Consider the following 22,686-nt stretch of genomic DNA (forward strand, 5'->3'; position numbering starts at 1 on the left):
GATAGGTTGGTTCCCATGCCCAGCGTGCGCCCGATCAGCCCGACCGAGCACCGCGACCACCTCGCCACGCTGCCCTCCGCCAGCTTCCTGCAGACGCCCGGCTGGGCGCAGGTCAAGAGCGAGTGGCGCAGCGAGTCGCTGGGGTGGTTCGACGACGCGGGGAAGCAGGTCGGTGTCGCGCTGGTGCTGTACCGGAAGCTCCCGAGGCTCAACCGCTACCTCGCCTACCTGCCCGAGGGACCGGTCATCGACTGGAGCTCCGACGACCTCGGCTCCTGGCTCGACCCGATGGTGCGGCACCTCAAGGAGCAGGGCGCGTTCGCCGTCCGCACCGGTCCGCCGGTGGTCACCCGGCGCTGGACCACCGCCCAGGTCAAGGACGGCATCGCCGACCCGGCGGTCCGCCTGCTCGGCGAGATCCCGCCGGCCGAGCGCACCCCTGCGGGTGCCCGGGTGGTCGCCCAGCTCCACGAGCTCGGCTGGCGCCACCAGGGGGTCGAGGGCGGCTTCGCGGCGGGCCAGCCCCAGTTCGTCTTCCAGGTCCCGCTCCGCTCCGCCGACGGCATCCAGCTCAGCGAGGACGAGGTCCTCAAGGCGATGAACCAGCTCTGGCGCCGCAACATCAAGAAGGCCGCCAAGGAGGGCGTCGAGGTCACCCGCGGCTCGCGGGAGGACCTGAAGGCGTTCCACGAGCTCTACGTCCACACCGCCCAGCGCGACCACTTCACGCCCCGCCCGCTGCGCTACTTCGAGACGATGCACGACGCCCTGCAGGCCGACAGCGACGAGCGGTTCACGCTGTGGCTGGCCCGCCACGACGGCGACCTGGTGGCCTCGACGATCGCGATCCGGGTCGGCGAGCACGCCTGGTACTCCTACGGCGCCTCCTCCACCGAGAAGCGCGAGGTCCGCGGCTCCAACGCGATCCAGTGGGCGATGATCCGCGACGCGATCGCCGCCGGCGCTGCGGTCTACGACCTGCGCGGCATCACCGAGACCCTCGACGCCGAGGACCCCCACGTCGGGCTGATCCAGTTCAAGGTCGGCACCGGCGGCGAGGCGGTCGAGTACGCCGGAGAGTGGGACCTGCCGATCAACCGGGCGCTCTACAAGGCGTTCCAGGTCTACCTGCAGCGGAGGGGCTGATGGTCGCGACAGGCTCGACCGGCGGGCTGACCCTCACCGTCGACGGCCCGCGCTGGCGGTCCCACCTCGAGGCGGTCGCCGACGCCCAGCCCGGGATCGTCCCGGTCGCCAAGGGCAACGGCTACGGCTTCACGCTGGGCCGGCTGGCCCGCAAGGCCCAGTGGCTGGCCGAGCGCGGCCACGACGTGCGCACCCTCGCGGTCGGCACGTACGACGAGCTGCCCGAGGTCGCCCAGCGCTGGCACGGCGACCTGCTGGTGCTCACCCCGTGGCGCCCCTGGGTGCCGCTCCCCGACACCGCGACCGGCCGGCGCCTGGTCCACACCGTCAGCCGGCTCGGCGACCTGCGCGACCTGCTGCACGCCGACCCGACCGCCCGGATCGTGCTCGAGCGGATGACCTCGATGCGCCGCCACGGCATGGCCGCCCGCGAGCTGTGGGAGGCCGGCGACCTGCTCCGCAAGCACCCCGGCGCCCGGGTCGAGGGCCTCGCCCTGCACCTGCCGCTGGGGCAGGGCACCCACCTCGGCGAGGTGACCCGGCTGGTCAACGACTTCGTCGCCGCCGAGGTCCCCACCCGCGGCACCCCGGAGGTCTGGGTCAGCCACCTCACCGACGCCGAGCTGACCACCCTGCGCAGCCAGTACGGCGACTTCACGGTCCGCCCGCGGATCGGAACCGGCCTGTGGCTCGGTGACCGCGGCGCGCTGCGGGTGACGGCGAGGGTCCTCGACGTGCACCCGGTCGAGCGCGGCGACGCGTTCGGCTACCGCGGCCGCACCGCCCCGAAGTCCGGGCACGTGCTCGTCGTCAGCGGCGGCACCGCGCACGGCATCGGCCTGGAGGCGCCCACGGGTGAGCAGTCGATCAAGGCGCGCGCGGCGACGCTGGCCCGCGGCGGCCTCGACGCGGTCGGGTTCGTGCGCTCGCCGTACGCCATCGACGGCAAGCAGCGGCTCTTCGCCGAGCCGCCACACATGCAGGCCTCGATGCTGTTCCTGCCGCACGGCGCGCGGGTGCCCGAGGTCGGCGAGGACGTCGACGTCCGGGTCCGCTACACCGCCACCGCGTTCGACCGGGTCGTGGTCACCGGCTGAGCTCCGCCACGGCCGACCCCGGCTCGACCCGCTCGAGCGCGCACGGGTCGTGGACGGGCCGGTAGAGGTCGCGCACGATCACGGCGGCGAGGTAGAGCTCGCCGAGCACCCGCACCACGATGCCGACCCAGTAGAACCCCGCGTCGCCGCCACCCGCGGGGGCGAGGTAGCCGCCGAGGTACCACCAGACCGTGCAGAAGTAGAAGACCTCGCACGCCTGCCACACGACCTGGTCGCGCCAGCGCGGCCGGGCCAGCACGGCGAGGGGGAGCAGCCACAGCACGTACTGCGGCGAGTAGACCTTGTTGACCAGCAGGAAGCCGACCACGACCAGGTAGCCCAGCTGCGCGAGGCGGGGGACCATCGCCACCGGCCCGCGGCGACCGGCGCTCATCCCGATCGCGAACACCCCGACGCACCAGGCGCCGAACAGCGCCCACGACCACACGTTGATCGTGTGCGCCGAGATGCCGAGGTCACCGGCCTGGTCGACGAGCAGCCACAGCGACCCCAGGTCGGCCTTCCGCTCGGCGTTGAACGACCAGAACACCTTCCACTGGTCCGGGCCGCTGAGGTACGCCGGCGCGTTCGCCACGACCCACGCGACCACCGCCCACAGCGCGGCGAGGGCGAAGCGCCCGACGCGGCGCTGGCGCAGGCAGATGACCAGCAGCCCGCCGAGCAGGAACAGCGGGTACAGCTTGGCGGCGGTGCCCAGCCCGATCAGCACGCCGGTGAGCACGGGCCGGTCGCGCGACCAGGCCCACAGTGCGCCGGCCACCAGGGCCACGGCGAGCAGGTCCCAGTTGATCAGGCCGGTCAGCAGCAGCGCGGGGGACGCGGCGAAGGCCGCGGCGTCCCAGGGCCGGGACCGGTTCGTCCCCGCGAGCAGCCAGGTCGCCAGCAGCGCGAGCGCGGCGAAGCCGACGGCGTTGACGAGCAGGAAGATGTCCTCCTCGTCGTGGACCTCCGGGTCGGCGTACAGGTCGGAGACGGGCTCCTTGTAGCGGGCCGCGACGTCCGGCGACCCGTTGAGCCAGTGCGTCACCCACGCGGTGCCCCAGGCCCAGTAGGAGATGCCGACGGGGTACTCCATCACGTCGTAGCGCGCCCGGGTCTGGGCGTCGTCGGAGTAGGGCCAGGCGTGCTCGGCCATCCCGCGCGGCACGTACAGCGGCTTGAGGTCGGTGTAGCACATGTGGGAGTAGACCCAGTTCTGGTCGCGTCCCTGGGCCAGCGAGCACGGCGCCTTCTGCACGAGCCCGGCCGCGAACACCACGGCGGTGAGCAGGAGCAGGACCCGGGCCGGCGTCCACCACCGGTGCGGCCGCGCGTGCTCGCCCATCGGCCCGCCGACGACCTCGCTCAGCGCCGTGACGACCGCGTCGTCGCGGGTGGGGTGGACGTGCGTCACCGGTCCCTCAGCGGTTCGCCGGTCGGCGACGCCCCTGGCGCACGCGCGGCTTCTGGCCGTTGCCGGGCCCACCGATGATCGGACCACCGCCCGTCGTGGTCGGCGGGCCGGTCGGCTGGGTCGGCACCGTGTCGGTCGGCGGCGGCGGCAGCTCCGTGGTCGGCGGAGGCGGCGGCAGCTCCGTCGGGGGAGCCTGCGTCGTCTTCGTCTCCTTGGGCTTCTTCGTCTTCTTCGGCGGCGGGGGCGGCGGCGGCACGTACTCGTGCCCGTCGTCCGGTGCCTCGCCCTTGACGTACGCCGCCGGCGGCAGGCTCTCGACGTCCGCGCCGTCGAGGGCGCGCAGCATCACCGCGGTCCAGGTCTTGGCGGGGTAGGCGCCACCGAAGTACGACGGCAGCCAGTCCTTGAGCTGCTCGTTGCCCTTGCCGCGCACGTACATCACCGCGGTCGCCAGCTGCGGCGTGTAGCCCACGAACCACGCCGAGGAGACCTCGCCGTTGCCGTTGGTGGCCGTGCCGGTCTTGCCGCCGGCCGGGCGGTCCAGGCCCAGGGCCGCCGTACCGGAACCGGACTTCACGACCTGCTGCAGGGCGTAGCCCACGTCGTCCGCGATGCCCTCCGGGACCGCGTCGTGGGTGGTGACCTTGTGGTCGTAGCGCACGACGCCGTCGCGGTCGACGACCTTCTCGATGATGTAGGCGTCGGCGGCGACGCCGCGGTTGGCGATGGTCGCGTAGCCGTTGGCCATGTTGATCGGGCTCACCGTCTGCGAGCCCAGCGAGACGCCGGTGTTGGGCTGGAGGCCCGGGCTCGAGGTCGGGATGCCGTACGGCGGGTCGGCCGGCTCGGCCGGCGGGATCCCCATCGCGTTGGCGGTGCTGATGATCTGGTTCGGGCCGTCCGGCATCGACAGGGTCATGTCGATGTAAGCGGTGTTGATCGAGTCCTCGGTGGCCTTGATCAGGTTGACCCGGCCGTAGCTGTGGTTGCCCTGGTTCTCGATCGGGCGCCCGCCGCCCGGCAGGTCGTAGGGCGAGTTGCCGTCGAAGGTGTCCTTGAGCTCGAAGCCGGACTCGATCGCCGAGGCGAGCGCGAACGGCTTGAACGTCGAGCCGGCCTGGCCGCCCGCGACCGCCCAGTTGATCTGCGAGTCGAGGTAGTCCTGGCCGCCGTAGAAGCCGCGCACGGCGCCGGTGCCGGGCTGGACCGAGGCGACCGCGACGTGCAGCTGCTTGGGGCCGAAGCCCTCCGGGCGCTGCTCGGCGACGCCCTCGGCGGCCGCGGCCATCGCCTTCTTGGTGAAGGTGGTGGTGACCTGGAGGCCGCCGCCGTTGATCTCCTCCTCGCTGAAGCCGAGGTTGCTGAGCTCCTTGCGGACCATCGTCAGCACGTGGCCGCGCTGGCCGCCGTACTGGGCGCTCTGCTTGATCTGCGGGAACTTCGGCAGCGCCTCGCGCGCCTGGGAGACCTCACCGGCGGGCGCGGTGCCCATCTTGGCCATCGAGTCGAGGACGTACTGGTAGCGGCCGAGCAGCCGCTGGGCCACGTCGTCGCCGTCCGCGGGGTCGAGCCCGTTGGGGTTGTTGAGGATCGCGGCCAGCGCGGCGGACTGCTTGAGGTTGAGGTCCGCGGCGTCCTTGGCGAAGTAGGACTGCGCCGCGGCCTGGATGCCGTAGGCGCCGCGGCCGAAGTAGATCGTGTTGAGGTAGCCCTCGAGCACGTCCTGCTTGCTCAGCTGGTTCTTCACCTTGAGCGAGAGGATCGCTTCCTTGAGCTTGCGCTTCCAGGTGCGCTCCTGGGTGAGGTACAGGATCTTGACGTACTGCTGGGTGATCGTCGACGCACCCTGGGTCGCGTTGCCCTGGGCGTTGCTGAACGCCGCGCGCAGGATGCCCTTGGGGTCGAGGCCGTTGTCGGTCCAGAAGGTCTGGTTCTCGGCGGCGACGACCGCGTCCTTCACGTACTGCGGCATCTCGTCGTAGTCGATCGAGTCACGCTTCTGCACCGCGAACTGGCCGAGCTGGCTCTTGCCGTCGGAGTAGTAGACCTGCGTGGTCTCGGTGAGGAACTCGGCGTTGGGGTCCGGGATGTCGATCGACCGGTACGCCACGAAGAAGCCGGCAGCACCCAGCAGCGCCATCACCACGCAGGCGATGAGGCCCCAGACCGTGTACCGCTTCAGCCGCTGCTTCCAGGTCCGCGGCGTGCGGTCCTTCGAGCGCGCCTTCGACTTCTTGGTCGACGCGCCGGACTTACGTTTTCCCTGAACCACGCAGGACAGGGTACGGCGCCGGTGTCAGCCGACCCGATTCCCGGAGATCTGTCCACGCAGCGCCGCCAGTGCCCGCGACGACTGGCTCTTGACCGTGCCCTCCGCGATGTCGAGCTCGGCGGCGGTCTCGGCGACCGACAACCCGAGCCAGTGCCGCAGCACGACCACCCGGCGCTGCATCGGCGGCAGCGAGCGCACGGCGGCGAGCAGCTCGGCACGCTCGTCGACCCCCAGCCCGGCGCGGGCCGCGGGGTCGTGGCCCTCCAGACCCGGCCGCTCGCGGCGCCACGGCCGGCGCCGCTCGTCGAGGTCCGCGTTGACGATGATCCGGCGCACGTACGCCAGCTCGGTGCCGGCCGCGTGCAGGCGCGGCCAGCTCACGTAGAGCTTGGCCAGCGCCGTCTGCAGCACGTCCTCGGCGCGGTCCCACTCGCCGCCGCACACGGCGTACGCGACCCGGCGCAGCCGGACCTGGTGGGCCTCGACGAACGCGGTGAACGCGGCGTCCCGCTCCTGGCGCCCGGTCACCGCAACCCCGCCCCCGAGGCGTAGCGGTCACGGGCGTGGGCGAGGAAGGCCGCGAGCGTCGGCTCGGGCAGGACGTCCGCGTCGACGGGGATGGCCTCGGTCGGCCCGCCGGGGGAGCGGCGCGCCAGCACGAAGGAGACCCGCCCGTCCAGCACCACCTTCGCGACCGCGCTGTCGTCGCCGGGCGCCGCGAAGCCGGGGACGTCCGGGTCCGGCCACTGCCCCAGGATCCGGACGCCGACGCCGGGCGCGAGGGTGCCGTCGGCGGTGAAGGTGACGTACGCCGCCGGCTCGGACCCGGTCTGCAGGTCGACCATGTCGGCCAGCCACTGCTCGAAGCGCGCGTGCCCGACGCGCGCCGGGTCCCACGACGCGCCGCCGCCGTCGGCGGTGTGGTCGAGGAGGTACCAGTAGGTCTCCTCCCCGTCCGTCACCACCAGCCCGACGGAGGCGTCCGGGGCGACCCGGTGCAGCGGGTTCGCCACCTCCCGCACGATCCGCCAGCCCCGCCGGAGCACGACCGCGCCGCTGGCGTCGTACCCGGCGTGCTGGCCGCGGACGAGCACGTCGGAGACCTTCTCGCCCGGCTCGCCCGGCCGGCCCGGCTGCGGCGCCGCGGTCACGACCGGCGACGGGGACGGCTGCTCCACCACGGGCGTCGGGTCCGGGGTGCTGCGCGACCCGGACCCGTCGGGCAGCAGGGCGACGGTGACCGCCGCGGCCGCCACGAGGGCCCCGGCCGCGCCGTAGCGCAGCCGCCGGTTGCGCTGGCGGCGCCGGCCGGACGCGACGTAGGCCGACGCCGGACGCGGGGCCGGCTCGTCGTCGTACCCGGCCTCGAGGGCGGCCGCCACCTCGTCCCACACGTCGGTGCTCACCGGCGTCCCCGCGGTGGGGTCCGGCCCAGGAGCGCAGCGGCGGAGGCGGAGGCGTCCGTGAGGTGGTTCATGTCCCTCCTACGGAGCGGGGCAGGGATCGGTTGCAGCCGACGTGCCAGTTTCACCGGTCGGCCGGTGAAACTGGCGCTGGGACGAGGAAGCTTCCTCGTCCCAGCGCCAGTTTCCTCGTCCAACCACCCCGTGCCGACACTCCCGATCCATCGGAAGTTCACGTCTCGCGGATATATCGCTACGATAGATCGCATGGCACGGCGCGGGGACACCATCGAGCTCGCAGTCCTCGGACTGCTGCACGAGGGACCCATGCACGGCTACGAGCTGCGCAAGCGGCTGAACCTGATGCTGGGCTGGGGCCGGCTGCTGTCGTACGGCTCGCTCTACCCCGCGCTGAAGAAGATGCTCCGTGGCAACCTCATCGAGGAGACCGTGCCCTCGGGTCCCCAGACCCGCCGGCAGCGGATCGTCTACCAGGTGACCGACCTGGGCACCGAGGAGTTCTCGCGCCTGATGTCGGAGGTGGGTCCTGCCGCGTGGGAGGACGACAACTTCGACATCCGGTTCCGGTTCTTCTCCTCCACCGACATGGAGATCCGGCTGCGCGTCCTCGAAGGACGCCGCTCCCGGCTCCAGGAGCGGCTCGACCGCGTCCAGCGCGAGCTGGCCATGACGCAGGCCGAGGCCGACCGGTACGCCGCAGAGCTGCAGCGTCACGGAGTGGAGTCGGTCGAGCGTGAGGTCCGGTGGCTCTCCGAGCTCATCAACGCCGAGCGCAGTGGCCAGCAGGCACCACCCGGACCGGAGACGCCGACTCCAGCAGCACCGTCGACGCCGTCCTGACCGGCACCGCACCACGCAACAGGTCAGCACCTGATCATTCACGAGATGTCATGAGTACCAAGGAAGGAAACCCCATGGGTTCGGTTCGAGTAGCGATCGCCGGCGTGGGCAACTGCGCCACGTCCCTCATCCAGGGCGTGCAGTACTACCGGGGCGCCGATGCCGCGAGCACCGTCCCGGGGCTCATGCACGTCCAGTTCGGCGACTACCACGTCAGCGACGTCGAGTTCGTCGCCGCGTTCGACGTCGACGACAAGAAGGTCGGCAAGGACCTGTCCGAGGCCATCAACGCCTCGGAGAACAACACCATCAAGATCACCGACGTCCCCACCCTGGGTGTCGAGGTCCAGCGCGGCCCGACCCTGGACGGTCTCGGCAAGTACTACCGGATGACCATCGAGGAGTCCGCGGCCGAGCCGGTCGACGTCGTCCAGGTCCTCAAGGACGCCCAGGTCGACGTGCTCGTCTCCTACCTCCCGGTGGGCTCCGAGGAGGCCGACAAGTTCTACGCCCAGTGCGCGATCGACGCCGGTGTTGCCTTCGTCAACGCCCTGCCCGTCTTCATCGCCTCCGACCCGGTCTGGGCCAAGAAGTTCGAGGACGCCGGCGTCCCGATCGTCGGTGACGACATCAAGTCGCAGGTCGGCGCCACCATCACCCACCGCGTGATGGCGAAGCTGTTCGAGGACCGCGGCGTCGTGCTGGACCGCACCTACCAGCTCAACGTCGGCGGCAACATGGACTTCAAGAACATGCTCGAGCGCGAGCGCCTGGAGTCCAAGAAGGTCTCCAAGACCCAGGCCGTCACCTCGAACCTCAACGGCCCGCTGGCCGGCAAGATCGACGACAAGAACGTCCACATCGGCCCGTCCGACTACGTCGCGTGGCTCGACGACCGCAAGTGGGCCTACGTCCGCCTCGAGGGTCGCGCCTTCGGTGACGTCCCGCTCAACCTCGAGTACAAGCTCGAGGTCTGGGACTCCCCGAACTCGGCCGGCATCATCATCGACGCCGTCCGTGCGGCCAAGATCGCCAAGGACCGCGGCGTCGGCGGCCCGATCATCCCCGCGTCGGCGTACCTCATGAAGAGCCCGCCGGTGCAGATCGAGGACACCGAGGGTCGCGCCCAGCTCGAGGCCTTCATCAAGGGCGTCTGACGCTCCCCGCTCCACCCGCTACGGCCCGGCTCGCACTCGCGAGCCGGGCCGTTCCGCGTCCAGGTGTCCGGTGGGGCGCCTCCGGCGCCTCCCGTCGGCCCTCCGGCCGGCTCGAAGCGAGGACCCCGCCGTCGGCTGACGGACGTCCCCCGAAGAGCGGATGCCGTTCGACGCCGACGGCACCCCGACATCGCCGGCCGGAGGGCCGTCGTCCGGCGCCTGCGGCGCCCCACCGGGCGCGTGCGCGCGGCCCGGGTCGCGTCAGCAGGCGGGCGGGGGCTGCAGCTGCATCCGGGTCCACACGGCACGGTGGTCGGAGACGGCGGAGTAGAGCACCTCGGCCTGGACGGGGGTGAACCAGCCGTCGTGGAGGATGAAGTCGATCCGGCTGCCGGGGCGGTCGGCAGGGACGGTGGCGCCCTTGCCGGAGCCGACGGCCCAGGAGTCGCCGAGGCCGGAGCCCTTGAGGATCGCGATCGGGCGCGAGTCGGGTCCGGTGTTGAGGTCGCCGCCGAAGAGCTTGGGCAGCGGGTCGGCGGCCATCATCTGCACGGCGGTCCTCGCCTGCACCCGGCGGGCCTTGCGGCCGCGGTGGTCGAAGTGGCTGGCATAGACGCTGACGGGTACGCCGGCCACGTCGAGCTGGGCGTGCAGCAGCCCGCGCAGCTCCTTGCCGCCGGCCATCGGCAGGTGCGTGTTGGTGGCGGACGTGATGGGGAACCGGGTCAAGATGGCGTTGCCGCGGGGACCGGCGCCGGTGTTGCGGGAGTTGCCGCCGTACACGTGGTTCAGGCCGGTCTTGGTGCCGAGCACGCTGGCCTGGTCGAGGTTGCCGCTGACGGGGCGGCCCTTGTCGACCTCCTGGAGCAGCACGACGTCCGGCTGCCAGCCGCGGATCTCGGCGGCGATCCGGTCCAGCTCGACCCGGCCGTCGTGCGCGGTGCCGAAGTGGATGTTGAAGCTCATCACCGTCAGCTGGACCGGCGCGGGCGTCGGGCAGGTGGGCGGGACGGTCGGCGGCGGCGTCGGGGACGGCGGCGGCGGCTCGGTGCGGGTGGGGGTGGCGCCCGAGGAGGGCGGCGGGGGCACCGTGGTGACCGGGGCGCCCGGACCGGCGCCCGGCTGCTGGGACGGGCCCTGCAGCACGAGCACGACCACCACCGCGACCAGGACCGCCGCGGCGACCGCCACGGTGGCGACCCTGGTCGCCCGGCTGCCCTCCGTCACGCGCCTATGAGACCAGACGGGCGGTGGGGATCAGGCCTCGGCCTCGGCCTTGATCCGCTCGAGGGTCTGCCGGATGCCGCGGCGGAGCTCGTCGGTGAAGGGCCGCTGGCCGCCGAGGACGACCTTGGTCAGCACCATCGACAGGCCCGAGATGCCGTCGGGGGTCTCGCGGCGCTCGGTCAGGCGGGTGCCGCCGTCGGCGGTCGGCGCGAGCTCGAAGGACCACACGGTCCGGTTCTCGCGGATCCGGAACGCGAAGTCGCCGGGCGTGGAGGCGGTCGGCGGCTGGAACCGGACGACCTTGCCGCCGGTCGGCCAGCGCTTGAGGCCCTGCTTGTTGAGGTTGCTGAAGACCGCGCCCTGCTTGACGACGCCACCCCGGACGGTCGACTTCACGACCTGCGGGCTCCACTTGGACATCGCCGGGATGTCGGTGACGAGCGACCACACCTTCTCGACGGGGGCGGAGATCTCGATCGAGTCCTCGAGCAGCTTCTCGTACGTGTCGGCCATGGTGGCGCCTTCCGTGGGAGCAGGGGTGGTCCCCGGCAACCTACCCGCAGGTAGCAGACCGGCGGTATGTGACGCCGGGCACAGGGGTGCGACGTCCGATTGCCGCCAGACCCGAACCGGCGGGTCCCGGGAGGCTGGCTGCCATGACGACGATGACGAACGAGAGGGTCGCCCTCATCACCGGCGGCAACCGGGGCCTCGGCCTGGCCACGGCCCGGCGCCTGGGCCGGGCGGGCGTGACGGTGGTGATCGGCGCACGCGACGTCGACCAGTCCCGGGCCGCGGTCACCGGCCTGCGCGAGGCAGGGGTGTGGGCCAGCGCCGTACCGCTGGACGTCGACGACGACACGAGCGCGCGGGACGCGGCCGAGCGGATCCGGCGCGAGCACGGCCGGCTGGACATCCTGGTCAACAACGCCGGGATCCTGCCGGAGGCGACCGCGACCGACGCGGCCGGTCCCCTCGACCCCGAGCTGTTCTCGCGCACCTTCCGCACCAACGTCCTCGGCGCCGCCGCGGTGACCGCGGCCGTCCTGCCGCTGATCGTGCGGTCCGAGCGCGGCCGGGTGGTCAACGTGTCGAGCCGGATGGGCTCGCTGAGCGACCAGCTGGACCCGACCTCGCCGTACCACGCACTGGTGGTGCCGGCCTACCAGTCGTCGAAGGCGGCGCTCAACGCGCTGACGATCGCGCTGGCCAAGAAGCTGGCCGGCACGCCGGTCAAGGTGAACTCGGTGTGCCCGGGCTGGGTGCAGACCGACCTCGGCGGCCCCGACAACCGGGCGGCCGCCCCGACGACGGCCGACGAAGCGGCCGAGGTCGTGGCGCGCGCGGCGCTCCTGGACGAGAGCGGGCCGTCGGGCAGCTTCTTCGACGCGGCCGGCCCGGTGCCCTGGTAGCAGCCGGTCAGCCCCGGGCGGCCCACCACTCCCGCAGCGCCGCGGCCGCGTCCTCCTCGGACATCGGGCCGTTGTCGAGGCGCAGCTCGAGCAGGAACTTGTACGCCTCGCCGACCTCGCGACCGGGACCGATGCCGAGCAGGGTCATGATCTGGTTGCCGTCGAGGTCGGGGCGGATCGAGGCCAGCTCCTCCTCGGCGGAGAGCCGGTCGATCCGGGCCTCCAGGTCGTCATAGGTACGACGCAGCCGGTCGGCCTTCTTCTTGTTGCGGGTCGTGCAGTCGGCGCGCGTGAGCACGTGCAGCCGCTCGAGCTGGGGCCCGGCGTCGCGGACGTAGCGGCGCACGGCGGAGTCGGTCCACTCACCGGAGCCGTAGCCGTGGAAGCGCAGGTGCAGCTCGACGAGGTCGCCGACGGCGTCGATCTGCTCGTTGCTGAACTTGAGCGCCTTCATCCGCTTGCGGGTCAGCTTGGCGCCGACGACGTCGTGGTGGTGGAAGGTGACCACGCCGTCGTCCTGGAAGCGCCTGGTCCTGGGCTTGCCGACGTCGTGCATGAGGGCGGCGAACCGGGAGACGAAGTCGGGCGCGGGGATGTCGCCGCGGGTGGCGAGGCGCGGCTCGAGGTCGATCGCCTGCTCGAGCACGGTGAGGGTGTGCTCGTAGACGTCCTTGTGGCGGTGGTGCTCGTCGCGCTCCAGCTTGAGCGCCGGCAGCTCCGGCAGCACGCGGTCAGCCAGGCCGGTCTCGACGAGCAGCTCCAGGCCCAGCCGCGGGTGGGGGGCGCAGACGAGCTTCACCAGCTCGTCGCGGACCCGCTCGGCGGAGATGATCTGGATCCGGTCGGCCATCTCGGTCATCGCCTGCACGACCGCCGGGTCGACCGAGAAGCCGAGCTGGGCGGCGAACCGGGCGGCCCGCATCATCCGCAGCGGGTCGTCGGAGAACGACTGCTCGGGGGTGCCGGGCGTGCGGATCACGCGGTGCGCGAGGTCCACCACGCCGCCGTAGGGGTCCTCCAGCTCGCGGCTCGGCAGCCGCACCGCCATCGCGTTGACGGTGAAGTCGCGACGACCCAGGTCACCGGCGAGGCTGTCGCCGTACTGCACCTCGGGCTTGCGGGAGTCGGGGTCGTAGGCCTCGGAGCGGTACGTCGTCACCTCGACGACCCACTCGCCCTTGCGGCAGCCGATGGTGCCGAAGTCGCGGCCCATGTCCCACCAGGCGTCGCCCCAGGACTTGAGGATCCTGTCGGTCTGCTCGGGGCGGGCCGAGGTGGTGAAGTCGAGGTCGTTGGAACGACGCCCGAGCATCGCGTCGCGCACCGGGCCGCCGACGAGCGCCAGCTCGTGGCCCGCGGCGGCGAACAGCGCACCGAGCTCGTCGATCACCGGGGCGATGCGGTCCAGCTCGGCGGCGACCGCGGCCTGGACGTCGACCAGCCTCATCGGGGCGGGGGAGTCAGGCACGTCGGTCACGGGCGGAGAGTCTAGGAGAGACCTCGCCCAGCGCCCTACTACCCTCGGTCCGTGGTCCGCCGTCGTTCTCGCCTGCTCGCAGGCTTGGCGACCGCTCTGGTCCTCGCGGTGGCCGCGCCCGTCGCGCCCGCGCACGCCGGAGGGGACCCTGCTCCCGAGAAGGCGCCCAGGCACGCGGAGTACGACCCGCCGCTCGAGGTCAGCATCGACGCGCTCTCACCGGGGGTGCTGCCGACCAAGGGTCCGCTGGTGATCAGCGGCACGGTGACCAACGTCGACCTCGAGACCTGGCAGCGGGTCAACCTCTACCCGATGTTCGGGTCGAGCGCGCCGGCGATGACGACCGAGGCGGAGCTGACCGCGGCGGTCGCCACCGACCCCGAGGCCCAGGTCGGCGAGCGCTACACGCAGGACCTCGCGGTGCGCGCGGAGGCCGGGTCGCTCGGGCCCGGTGAGTCCGCCGACTACACGATCCGGATCCCGCAGCGGGTGCTGCGCAGCCAGTTCCCGAACCCCACCAGCGGCGTGTACTGGTTCGGCGTGCACGCGCTCGGCGAGAACACCGACGGCCGCGACGACGTCGCCGACGGCCGCGCTCGCACCTTCCTGCCCTACCTCGCCCCCGACGCCGGCGGCCCGGTGCAGACCGCCGTCGTGGTGCCCCTGCGCGGTCGCGTCGCGCACTCGGCCGACGGCGAGCTCGGCCGCACCAGCTGGTGGGACGAGGCGCTCGCGCCCGACGGCACGCTCGGCGGGCCGCTGGCCTTCGGGGCGGCGAGCAACACCCGGCCGGTGACCTGGCTCGTGGACCCCGCCCTGCCCGACGCGGTGAGCCAGCTCGCCGCCGGCAACCCGATCCGCGAGATCGCCCCGATCGCACCCGACGACCAGCCGTCCGAGAGCGGGAGCCCGTCGCCCAGCGAGTCGGGGAGCGGTGACGCCGGCGAGGGTGGCGACGACGGGGCCGAGGTCAGCGGCGCGACGCTCCAGCCCGACAGCACCCTCGTCCGGGCCGCGCAGACCTGGCTCGACAAGGCCGGCACCGTGCTGCCCGACGACACCGTGACCCTGCTGCCGTACGGCGACCCCGACCTCGCCGCCGCGGCCCGCTCGCTGCCGAGCCTCTACGACACCGCCCGCAAGCACCCCTCGCCCACGCTCGCCGCGTGGGGCGTCGAGGGCACCCCCGTCGTCGCGTCCCGCAACGGCTACCTCGACGGCGCCGCGATCGAGGAGGTCGACGACGACGCGACCGTGCTGCTGGGCGAGCAGGTGTTCGGCGCCGAGGACTACCCCGAGGGACCGCCGGCCGGCGGCCGGGTCGGCAGCCGCACGATCGTCCCCACCGCCACGTCCACGGCCAAGGGCGGGCCCGGACCCGATGCCGCCCTGGCGCCCGTCGCGCTGCGCCAGCGGCTGCTGAGCGAGGCGACGGTCCGGATCCTCGCCGCCGGCGAGGAGTCGCCGGCCCCGATCGTCGACGTCCTCCCGTCCACCATCGACGCGGCCGACGCCTCGGAGTTCTGGTCGCAGCTGGACCCCGCGCTCGTGTCGCTGGTCTCGCTGCCGACGATCGCCGACAGCGACGCCCCGGCGACCCGCGAGCAGATCGACCCCGACGACCTCACCTACCCCGAGGGCCAGGTCTCCGCGCAGGTCGACGGCAGCGTGTTCAGCGAGGCCGGCGCCCTCATCCGCGCGGGCCGCTCGCTGCAGAGCATCCTCGGCGACGGCTATGCGATCGGCGACACGATCGTGGGCGAGGCGCTGGCCGGTACGTCGTACGCCATGCGCGGCGACTCCGACGCCGCCCCCAGGCTGGGCCGTTCGCGCGACTGGGTGAGCGACCAGCTCGAGATGGTGACCCTCGACGCACCCCAGGGCGTCACCTTGTCGAGCAGCTCCGGCAGCTTCAACGTCGCGATCGCCAACACCCTCGACCACGCGGTGACCGTGCGGATCGAGGCCGCCACGGACTCCGAGGCCACCATCAAGGCCGCCAACCCGATCGTGCTGGCCGCCAACAGCCGCTCGTCGGTCCCGATCAGTGCCGACATGCACGGCACCGGCGTCCACAACGTGCGGCTGCGCCTGACCGACGGCGACGGTACGCCGATCGGTGCCGAGGACGAGCTGCCGATCCGGTCGGGTCAGGTCGGTGTGGTGATCTGGGCGATCATCGGCACCGGCGCCGGCATCCTGTTCGTCGCCATCGGCATCCGCCTGGTCCGCCGGTTCCGCTCCCGCGGTCAGGGCGGCACCGACGAGCCGACCGACGAGCCGACCGACGGGCCGACCGACGGGGTCACTGCGTGAGCGGGTCCGACAGCACGACCGGGACCGGCGGGGAGCAGCGCAAGATCCTCGCCAACACGGCGGTGATGGCGGCCGGCACGGTCGTGTCCCGGTTCAGCGGCTTCATCCGCTCCACCCTGCTCGCCGCGGCGCTCGGCATCTCGCTGCACGCCGACATCTTCACCGTGGCCAACACGGTGCCGAACATGCTCTACATCCTGCTCGCGGGCGGCGTGTTCAACGCGGTGCTGGTGCCGCAGCTGGTGCGGTCGATGAAGAACGACGCGGACGGCGGCGCGGCGTACGTCAACCGGGTGATGACCCTGGCCGCCTGCTTCCTGGGCCTGGTGACCGTGCTGCTCGTCGTGGCGGCGCCGTTGGTGATGCAGGTCCTCGTGCCGAGCTACAACACACCCGAGCTGGCCGAGCAGCGCCAGTCGGCGATCGACTTCGCGCGCTACTGCCTGCCGCAGGTCTTCTTCTACGGCATGTTCGTGCTGGTCGGGCAGGTGCTCAACGCCCGCGGCCGGTTCGGCCCGATGATGTGGGCGCCGATCGCCAACAACGTCATCTCGGTGGCAGTGCTGGTCGCCTACCTGCTCGCGTTCGGGCCGGCGACGCCGGCCGAGCAGCGCGGCGCGTTCACGTCCGGCCAGGAGGCCCTGCTCGGCATCGGCTCGACCGTCGGGATCGCCGCGCAGCTGCTGATCCTGGTGCCCTACCTGCGTGCGGCCGGGGTGCGGGTGCGCCCCCGCTTCGACTGGCGCGGCGTCGGGCTCGGCCACACCTTGCACCTCGCGATCTGGACGGTGCTCTTCGTCGTCGTCAACCAGGTCGCGTACGTCGTGGTCGTGCGCCTCGCGTCGGGCGGGACCGCCGCCGCCGAGGACGGCACCGGCATCACGATCTACTCGAACGTGATGCTGGTGACGATGGTCCCGCACTCGATCATCACCGTGTCCCTGGCGACCGCGATCCTGCCGCGGCTCTCGGCCGCGGCGGCCGCCGACGACATGGGCCGGCTCGCCGGCACGCTCGGCTCGACGTTGCGCACGGCACTGTCGGTCGTCGTACCGTTCGCGGCGCTGCTGCCCTCGATCGCGCTCCCGCTGGCCCAGGTCGTGTGGGGGCACGGCGCGACGGCGCCGTACGTCCACCGGTTCGAGTCGTCGATGGTGCTCTTCGGCTTCGCGGTCGTCGCGTTCACCGTCCACTACCTGGTGCTGCGCGGGTTCTACGCGCTCGAGCTCAACAAGCTGGTGTTCTTCGTGCAGTGCGCGATCGCGGGCACCAACATCGGGCTCGCCGTGCTGTTCGTCAGCCGGGTCGACCCGTGGGACACCTCGCCGATGCTGGTGCTGGCGTACGGCGGCGCGTACACCGTCGGCGCGAGCCTGTCGTCCCTCGTGCTGCTGCGCACGCTGCGGCGCGGGGGCATGCCCAAGGGCGCCGTGTGGCACCGGCGCGGGTTCCTGGTGCGGCTGCTCGCGGCCAGCGCGGTCGTCTTCGTGGTCGCCCGGTTCCTCGACATCGTGGTGACCGACACCGTGGTCGAGCTGGTCGGCGCGCACCCGCACTGGCTGTGGGCGGCGCTCGAGGTCGCCGTCGTGAGCGCCGGGGCCGGGGCCGCGCTGCTCGGTGTCGCGCGCCCGTTGGGGCTCGACGACGTGACGTCCGTCGCCGACACCGTCGCCAGGCGGTTGAGCCGGCGATAGATCCGGCCTCGCCCGGACCCAGAGGTTCGACGGGTGCCTCGCGTCTGCTGCGCGCCGCGAAACGCGCACGCTGGCTGCGTTGGCGTCGCTCGATGGGCGGACAAGCACGACTTCGCTCCGCCGCCTTGCCATCGCACGCGTTTCGCGACGCTCGCGACGACGCGACTCACCCGTCGAACCTCTAAGGTGACCGGAGGGACTCGAGGGTGGATCGGCAGGGGGATCGAGGTGGCGACGTCGACGCGGTCGGGCGATGTCCTCGCCGGCCGCTACCAGTTGATCGACCTGCTCAGCGAGAGCGGCGGGGGACGCTTCTGGCGTGCCCACGACCGGATCCTCGAGCGGTTCGTGGCGCTGCACGTCATCGCCCAGGACGACCCGCGCGCCGATGAGCTGGTCGAGGCGGCCCGGACCTCGGCGCGGGTGCTCGACCCACGGATCCTGCGGGTCCTCGACGCCGAGGAGGAGGACGGGCGCTGCTTCGTGGTCAACGAGTGGGGCACCGGCATCTCGCTCGACATCCTGGTCACCCACGACGGCCCGCTGACCCCGCGCAACGCCGCCTGGCTGGTCGCCGACGTCGCCGACGCCCTCGCCCGCGCGCACGCCGCCGGGGTCACGCACGGCCGGCTCAACCCCGAGAACGTCCTCATCGACCGGTACGGCGCGGTGCGCATCATCGGCATGTGCGTCGACGCCGCCCTGCACGGCCTCTCGCCCGGTGACGTCCAGGGCGACCTCGAGGACCTCGGCGGGCTCCTGCACTGCGCGCTGACCGGCACCTGGCCGGGTCCGTCCGGCTCGATCGTCCCGGCCGCGCCGCGCGAGAACGACACCACGCTGAGCCCGCGCCAGGTCGTGGCGGGCGTGCCGCAGCCGCTCGACGTGCTGTGGCGCGAGCTCGACCAGCGGGGCGCCCAGCCGCGCTGGCGCCGCCGCAGCGCCGAACACCCCGACGTCTCCTCCGCCGCCGGCATCGCCGCCGAGCTGCTCGCCTTCGTCGGCGACCCGGCCGGCGCACCGGCCCGGCTGGCCCGCGCGATCCCGCCGATCAACGAGCTGCGCCCCGTGTGGCTGCCCGCGCTCGCCGACCCGCTGCCGCACGACGCTTCGCGCGACGACATCCCCGTCGTACCGCCGGCCCCGGAGCCCCGGGACGAGCCGGACGACGAGCCGGACGACGAGCTGGACGACGAGCCGGGCGACGAGCCGCCGATCCCGCTGGTGACCGAGCTGCCGACCGAGGCCGGGATGCCGGTGTTCGGCGACGACGAGGACGTCACCTGGCTGCGCACCCGCAGCACGCCACCGCCCCCGCCCCCGCCGTTCGAGGACCTGCCGGAGCGACCGCTGTTCGCCCCCGACCCGCCGGGCGGCGTACGACGCCGGCTGCCCCCGGTGCCCTCCGAGCCCGAGCCCGGCGCACCGCCCCCCGGGGTCACCCCCACCGGCTTCTGGCCGTGGGACACCGACACCGGCCACGACGACCACGACTCGACCGACAGCCTGGACACCGTGCCCGGACGCAGCTGGCTGCGACTGGCCATGGCGGTCGCCCTGGCGGTGCTGCTGCTGGTGGCGGTGGCGATCGCGTTCAACCTCGGCCGCGGTCGCACCGTCCTCGGCGGCGAGCCGAAGCAGGCGCCGACGACCGCCGGGACGACGGCCGGCCAGGCCGCGGTCATCGGCGGGGTGAAGGCCGGCGCGTTCGACCCGCTCGGCACCGACGGCGACGAGAACGGCGCCCTGTCCGGCGACGTGGTCGACGGCGACCCGCGGACCAGCTGGCGCACCGACACCTACTTCGACCAGCTCGGCCCGACCGGCCTGAAGACCGGCGTCGGGCTGGTCCTCGACCTGGGGCGGACCCGCTCGGTGAGCTCGGTCGACGTCCGCATGGTCGACGAGGGCGTGATGACCCCCGACAAGGTCGGCCTGTACGCCGTCGACGGCACCACCGGCCCAGCCGAGTCCCCCACCGGCACCCCTGTCGCCACGGCCGACGGCGGCGGCCGGCTCACCCTGGCTCCTGCGGCCCCGGTGAGGGCTCGCTACCTTGTCCTGTGGTGGACGGCCCTGCCGGAGGTCTCCGGTGGCTTCCGGGCCGAGGTCTCCGAGGTGGTGGTCCGTGGTGAGTGACGACGCGCTGAGCGATCACGAGCTGCTCGCTGCCCACGTCGCGGGCGACGCGACGGCCTTCGGCACCCTGGTCGCCCGGCACCGCGACCGGCTGTGGGCGGTCGCGCTGCGCACCTGCGGGAACCCCGAGACGGCCGCCGACGCCCTGCAGGACGGCCTGGTCTCGGCGTTCCGCCGCGCCGCCACGTTCCGGGGCGACGCCGCCGTGACGACCTGGCTGCACCGGGTCGTCGTCAACGCCTGCCTGGACCGCCTGCGCGCCGACAAGGTACGCCGGGCCGAGCCGCTCCCCGACGACCTCGACGACCTCGGGTCCGGCCACCGGCACCGCGAGACCGCCGGCACCGCGACCGACCCGGCCGAGCACGGCATCGTGGTCGAGCGGCGCGCGCGGGTGCTGGCTGCGCTGCGGACCCTGCCGGAGGAGCAGCGGGCCGCGATCGTGCTCGTCGACATGGAGGGCTACCCCGTTGCCGAGGTGGCCCGGATCCTCGACTGCGCCGAGGGCACCGTCAAGAGCCGCTGCTCCCGCGGCCGCGCCCGGCTGGCCGTGCTGCTGGCCGATCTCCTCGAACCCGTCGACGACGACGAGGTCCCCCCACCGCACGTCGCCGGGAACCCGATCGGGGGCCCGGACGTCGGATCGGTGACGCCTCGCGGACCGCCCGCCGGGACCGCCGTCGACTGATCACCCCACGTCCCCACCAGGGACCCCCACCCCCCGTGCCAGGAACCCCCACATGAACGACGCCCACGAGCCACTGACCCCCGCCGAGGAGGACGCCGTCCGGCGCGCCCTCGCGGACGCGGGCGGTCCGGTGCCGATGCCCGCGGAGGTCGCCGCCCGCATCGACGGCGTGATCGCCGGCCTCGCGGCCGAGCGCGGCTCGGGCACCCGGCCGCTCGGTGGCGTGCACGAGTCGCACCCCGAGGCGGTCGTCGTACCCCTCGACGAGGCAGCCCGCCGCCGGCGGAGCCGGGTCCGGATGCTGCTCGGCGCCGCGGCCGCCGTGGCCGTCGTGGCGCTCGGCGTCGGGATCGTGTCCGACCAGCAGGGTCAGGACGACCTGACCGCTGCCAGCGAGGCGGCCAAGGACGACTCCGCCCGCGGCGCCCCGAGCGACAGCGCCGGCACCAGTGCCCTCAAGGACGCCCCTGAGGCGGCCGAGGTGCCCAGTGCGGTCGACCAGGGGCGACCCTTCGTCGAGGCCCAGCGGGTGCCGACGGACCAGCCGCTGCGCGAGGTCCGCATCGCCCACCTGCGCGAGGACCTGGTCGCCCTCCAGCACGTCGAGCTGCCGCGCCCGAGCAGCGCCGACTACTCCGGCACCACCCTCACCGCGCCGGCCGACTTCATGTGCGACCCGGCCGACTTCGGTGCCGGGCACCTCGTCGGCGTCGAGTACGACGGCAAGCCGGCCGTCGTCGCCTTCCGATCGCCCGTCGGGTCGACCCAGGTCGCCGAGGTGCTCGCCTGCGGCACCGGCGACGTGCTGCACTCCACGTCGCTCGCCGCCACCGGCTGACCCCCTGCTGGACCGGGACGGGCGTCCGGGAATCCGGCGGCCTACGATCTCGTTGTCGAAGTGTCCGTCGTACCCGATCATCGGCCCGCCGGCCAGATCCTGTTGGGAGTCCCATGTCCGAGTCCGCCACCTCCGAGCCCCGCAACGTCATCGTCATCGGCTCGGGGCCGTCCGGCTACACCGCCGCGATCTACGCCGCGCGGGCCCAGCTGAACCCGCTGGTCTTCGAGGGCTCGGTCACCGCCGGCGGTGCGCTGATGAACACCACCGAGGTCGAGAACTTCCCCGGCTTCCGCGACGGCATCCAGGGCCCCGCCCTGATGGACGAGATGCGCGCCCAGGCCGAGCGCTTCGGCGCCGAGCTGGTCGCCGACGACGTCGTCGAGGTCGACCTGACCGGTGACGTCAAGGTCGTCAAGACCGCCACCGACACCTACACCGCCCGCGCGGTGATCCTGTCCACCGGCTCCGGCTACCGCAAGCTCGACCTCCCCAACGAGGAGAAGCTGTCGGGCCGCGGCGTCTCCTACTGCGCGACCTGCGACGGCTTCTTCTTCCGCGAGCAGCACATCGCGGTCGTCGGCGGCGGCGACTCGGCCGTCGAGGAGGCAACCTTCCTCACCCGCTTCGGCTCCAAGGTCTCCCTGATCGTGCGGCGCGACGAGCTGCGCGCCTCGAAGATCATGCAGGAGCGCGCCTTCGCCGACCCGAAGCTCGAGATCGTGTGGAACTCCGTCGTCGAGTCCATCAACGGCGAGGACTCCCTCGAGTCGCTCACCCTCAAGGACACCGTGACCGGCGAGACCTCCGTGCTGCCCGCGACCGGCCTGTTCATCGCGATCGGCCACGAGCCGCGCTCCGAGCTGCTGGTCGGCCAGGTCGACCTCGACGACAACGGCTACGTGCTGGTCCAGCCGGGCTCGACCGCCACCAACATCCGCGGCGTCTTCGCCGCCGGCGACCTGGTCGACCACACCTACCGCCAGGCCATCACCGCCGCGGGCACCGGCTGCTCGGCCGCCCTCGACGCGGAGCGCTACATCGCCGAGCTCGACCACGCCGCCGCGACCGCCGGGAATGCCCCGGCCAACGCGTAGGTTCCACTACACAGACTTCACGTTCAACCACAGATCCGAAGGGGTGCCCACCGTGGCCGACAACATCTCCGCCGTGACCGACGCCGAGTTCGACGCTCAGGTCCTCAAGTCCGACAAGCCCGTCCTCGTGGACTTCTGGGCCGAGTGGTGCGGTCCGTGCCGCCAGGTCGCCCCGATCCTCGACGAGATCGCCGGCGCCCACGGCGACAAGATCACGTTCTTCAAGATGAACGTCGACGAGAACCCCGTCACCCCGGCGTCGTACCGCGTCACCGGCATCCCGACGATCAACGTCTACCAGGGCGGCGAGGTCGTGAAGACCATCGTCGGTGCCCGCCCGAAGGCCGCGATCCTCAACGAGCTCGCCGACTTCATCAACTGACGTCGCAGCGGCGTCAGCCCCGACAGCCCCCGGTCATCTGGCCGGGGGCTTTCGCATTTCCCCCAC

19 protein-coding genes are annotated in these 22,686 nt (G+C 72.8%); 12 read left to right on the top strand and 7 right to left on the bottom strand.

All coding sequences use genetic code 11. From position 1 onward, the window contains the following. Nucleotides 1–15 precede the first annotated feature (15 nt). The gene (locus BJ958_RS19670) at nucleotides 16–1,146 is read left to right on the top strand and encodes a lipid II:glycine glycyltransferase FemX (protein WP_179728569.1); all 1,131 of its coding nucleotides are present in this window, start codon (nucleotides 16–18) and stop codon (nucleotides 1,144–1,146) included. Further along, complete coding sequence (locus BJ958_RS19675) at nucleotides 1,146–2,243, top strand: alanine racemase (RefSeq protein WP_179728570.1); 1,098 nt, start codon at nucleotides 1,146–1,148, stop codon at nucleotides 2,241–2,243. Before BJ958_RS19670 ends, BJ958_RS19675 begins: the two co-directional genes overlap by 1 nt. Here the strand turns inward: BJ958_RS19675 and BJ958_RS19680 are convergent. The 4 genes from BJ958_RS19680 to BJ958_RS19695 are packed head-to-tail and all read right to left on the bottom strand — an operon-like array spanning nucleotide 2,233 to nucleotide 7,335. Continuing rightward, nucleotides 2,233–3,657 carry a glycosyltransferase family 87 protein gene (locus BJ958_RS19680; RefSeq protein ID WP_343052745.1) on the bottom strand — a complete coding sequence of 475 codons (1,425 nt, stop codon included), beginning with the start codon at nucleotides 3,655–3,657 and terminating at the stop codon, nucleotides 2,233–2,235. The genes BJ958_RS19675 and BJ958_RS19680 overlap by 11 nt on opposite strands. 7 nt (nucleotides 3,658–3,664) lie before the next feature. Then, nucleotides 3,665–5,929: a transglycosylase domain-containing protein gene (locus BJ958_RS19685; protein ID WP_273519735.1), complete on the bottom strand. Its 2,265-nt coding sequence runs from the start codon at nucleotides 5,927–5,929 to the stop codon at nucleotides 3,665–3,667. Between the two features lie 24 nt (nucleotides 5,930–5,953). Continuing rightward, nucleotides 5,954–6,457, bottom strand: coding sequence for a SigE family RNA polymerase sigma factor (locus tag BJ958_RS19690; RefSeq protein WP_179728571.1), 504 nt, complete (start codon nucleotides 6,455–6,457; stop codon nucleotides 5,954–5,956). Beyond that, nucleotides 6,454–7,335 carry a hypothetical protein gene (locus BJ958_RS19695; protein WP_179728572.1) on the bottom strand — a complete coding sequence of 294 codons (882 nt, stop codon included), beginning with the start codon at nucleotides 7,333–7,335 and terminating at the stop codon, nucleotides 6,454–6,456. Before BJ958_RS19695 ends, BJ958_RS19690 begins: the two co-directional genes overlap by 4 nt. A 264-nt stretch (nucleotides 7,336–7,599) precedes the next feature. On the opposite strand from BJ958_RS19695, the gene BJ958_RS19700 reads away from it, so the two are divergent. Both BJ958_RS19700 and BJ958_RS19705 read left to right on the top strand, forming a co-directional pair. Then, the gene (locus tag BJ958_RS19700; protein ID WP_179728573.1) at nucleotides 7,600–8,193 is read left to right on the top strand and encodes a PadR family transcriptional regulator; all 594 of its coding nucleotides are present in this window, start codon (nucleotides 7,600–7,602) and stop codon (nucleotides 8,191–8,193) included. Nucleotides 8,194–8,267: 74 nt separating this feature from the next. Continuing rightward, on the top strand, nucleotides 8,268–9,350 hold the full coding sequence (locus BJ958_RS19705) for an inositol-3-phosphate synthase (RefSeq protein ID WP_179728574.1): 1,083 nt from the start codon (nucleotides 8,268–8,270) through the stop codon (nucleotides 9,348–9,350). Nucleotides 9,351–9,611: 261 nt separating this feature from the next. On the opposite strand, the gene BJ958_RS19710 is transcribed toward BJ958_RS19705, so the two are convergent. Next, nucleotides 9,612–10,577, bottom strand: coding sequence for an endonuclease/exonuclease/phosphatase family protein (locus BJ958_RS19710; RefSeq protein ID WP_179728575.1), 966 nt, complete (start codon nucleotides 10,575–10,577; stop codon nucleotides 9,612–9,614). Between the two features lie 30 nt (nucleotides 10,578–10,607). Beyond that, the gene (locus tag BJ958_RS19715) at nucleotides 10,608–11,090 is read right to left on the bottom strand and encodes an SRPBCC family protein (protein ID WP_179728576.1); all 483 of its coding nucleotides are present in this window, start codon (nucleotides 11,088–11,090) and stop codon (nucleotides 10,608–10,610) included. A gap of 143 nt (nucleotides 11,091–11,233) precedes the next feature. Here BJ958_RS19715 and BJ958_RS19720 point away from each other — a divergent pair, with 143 nt between their 5' ends. Beyond that, nucleotides 11,234–11,989, top strand: a complete 756-nt coding sequence (locus tag BJ958_RS19720) for an SDR family NAD(P)-dependent oxidoreductase (protein ID WP_218865879.1) — start codon at nucleotides 11,234–11,236, stop codon at nucleotides 11,987–11,989. A 7-nt stretch (nucleotides 11,990–11,996) separates the two neighbouring features. Here the strand turns inward: BJ958_RS19720 and BJ958_RS19725 are convergent, their stop codons facing one another. Next, nucleotides 11,997–13,436: a CCA tRNA nucleotidyltransferase gene (locus BJ958_RS19725; RefSeq protein ID WP_179730285.1), complete on the bottom strand. Its 1,440-nt coding sequence runs from the start codon at nucleotides 13,434–13,436 to the stop codon at nucleotides 11,997–11,999. 81 nt (nucleotides 13,437–13,517) lie between these two features. Between BJ958_RS19725 and BJ958_RS19730 the strand changes: the two genes are divergently transcribed. From BJ958_RS19730 to trxA, 7 genes are all read left to right on the top strand, one after another. Then, nucleotides 13,518–15,782 carry a DUF6049 family protein gene (locus tag BJ958_RS19730; RefSeq protein WP_179728577.1) on the top strand — a complete coding sequence of 755 codons (2,265 nt, stop codon included), beginning with the start codon at nucleotides 13,518–13,520 and terminating at the stop codon, nucleotides 15,780–15,782. Next, complete coding sequence (gene murJ / locus BJ958_RS19735) at nucleotides 15,779–17,476, top strand: murein biosynthesis integral membrane protein MurJ (protein WP_343052746.1); 1,698 nt, start codon at nucleotides 15,779–15,781, stop codon at nucleotides 17,474–17,476. The genes BJ958_RS19730 and murJ overlap by 4 nt, the downstream gene beginning before the upstream one ends. A gap of 228 nt (nucleotides 17,477–17,704) precedes the next feature. Beyond that, entirely contained in the window at nucleotides 17,705–19,615 is a 1,911-nt protein-coding gene (locus BJ958_RS19740) for a protein kinase family protein (RefSeq protein ID WP_179728578.1), read from the top strand. Next, nucleotides 19,605–20,303, top strand: a complete 699-nt coding sequence (gene sigM / locus BJ958_RS19745) for an RNA polymerase sigma factor SigM (RefSeq protein ID WP_179728579.1) — start codon at nucleotides 19,605–19,607, stop codon at nucleotides 20,301–20,303. Before BJ958_RS19740 ends, sigM begins: the two co-directional genes overlap by 11 nt. 52 nt (nucleotides 20,304–20,355) lie before the next feature. After that, nucleotides 20,356–21,141: a hypothetical protein gene (locus tag BJ958_RS19750; protein WP_179728580.1), complete on the top strand. Its 786-nt coding sequence runs from the start codon at nucleotides 20,356–20,358 to the stop codon at nucleotides 21,139–21,141. Nucleotides 21,142–21,254: 113 nt separating this feature from the next. Next, nucleotides 21,255–22,238 (top strand): thioredoxin-disulfide reductase, encoded by a 984-nt coding sequence (gene trxB / locus BJ958_RS19755; protein WP_179728581.1) that lies wholly within the window; start codon nucleotides 21,255–21,257, stop codon nucleotides 22,236–22,238. Nucleotides 22,239–22,290: 52 nt separating this feature from the next. Continuing rightward, a complete protein-coding gene (trxA, locus tag BJ958_RS19760) occupies nucleotides 22,291–22,620 on the top strand; it encodes a thioredoxin (protein WP_273519786.1) in 330 nt (109 codons plus the stop codon). Nucleotides 22,621–22,686: the final 66 nt, after the last annotated feature.

Origin of the sequence: Nocardioides kongjuensis (assembly GCF_013409625.1) — a bacterium.
Lineage (GTDB): Bacteria > Actinomycetota > Actinomycetes > Propionibacteriales > Nocardioidaceae > Nocardioides > Nocardioides kongjuensis.

Coding starts and splice junctions, on each gene's coding strand:
- BJ958_RS19670 (WP_179728569.1), top strand. CDS start 16: ATGCCCAGCGTGCGCCCGATCAGCCCGACCGAGCACCGCGACCACCTC.
- BJ958_RS19675 (WP_179728570.1), top strand. CDS start 1,146: ATGGTCGCGACAGGCTCGACCGGCGGGCTGACCCTCACCGTCGACGGC.
- BJ958_RS19700 (WP_179728573.1), top strand. CDS start 7,600: ATGGCACGGCGCGGGGACACCATCGAGCTCGCAGTCCTCGGACTGCTG.
- BJ958_RS19705 (WP_179728574.1), top strand. CDS start 8,268: ATGGGTTCGGTTCGAGTAGCGATCGCCGGCGTGGGCAACTGCGCCACG.
- BJ958_RS19715 (WP_179728576.1), bottom strand. CDS start 11,090: ATGGCCGACACGTACGAGAAGCTGCTCGAGGACTCGATCGAGATCTCC.
- BJ958_RS19720 (WP_218865879.1), top strand. CDS start 11,234: ATGACGACGATGACGAACGAGAGGGTCGCCCTCATCACCGGCGGCAAC.
- BJ958_RS19725 (WP_179730285.1), bottom strand. CDS start 13,436: ATGAGGCTGGTCGACGTCCAGGCCGCGGTCGCCGCCGAGCTGGACCGC.
- BJ958_RS19750 (WP_179728580.1), top strand. CDS start 20,356: ATGAACGACGCCCACGAGCCACTGACCCCCGCCGAGGAGGACGCCGTC.
- trxB (WP_179728581.1), top strand. CDS start 21,255: ATGTCCGAGTCCGCCACCTCCGAGCCCCGCAACGTCATCGTCATCGGC.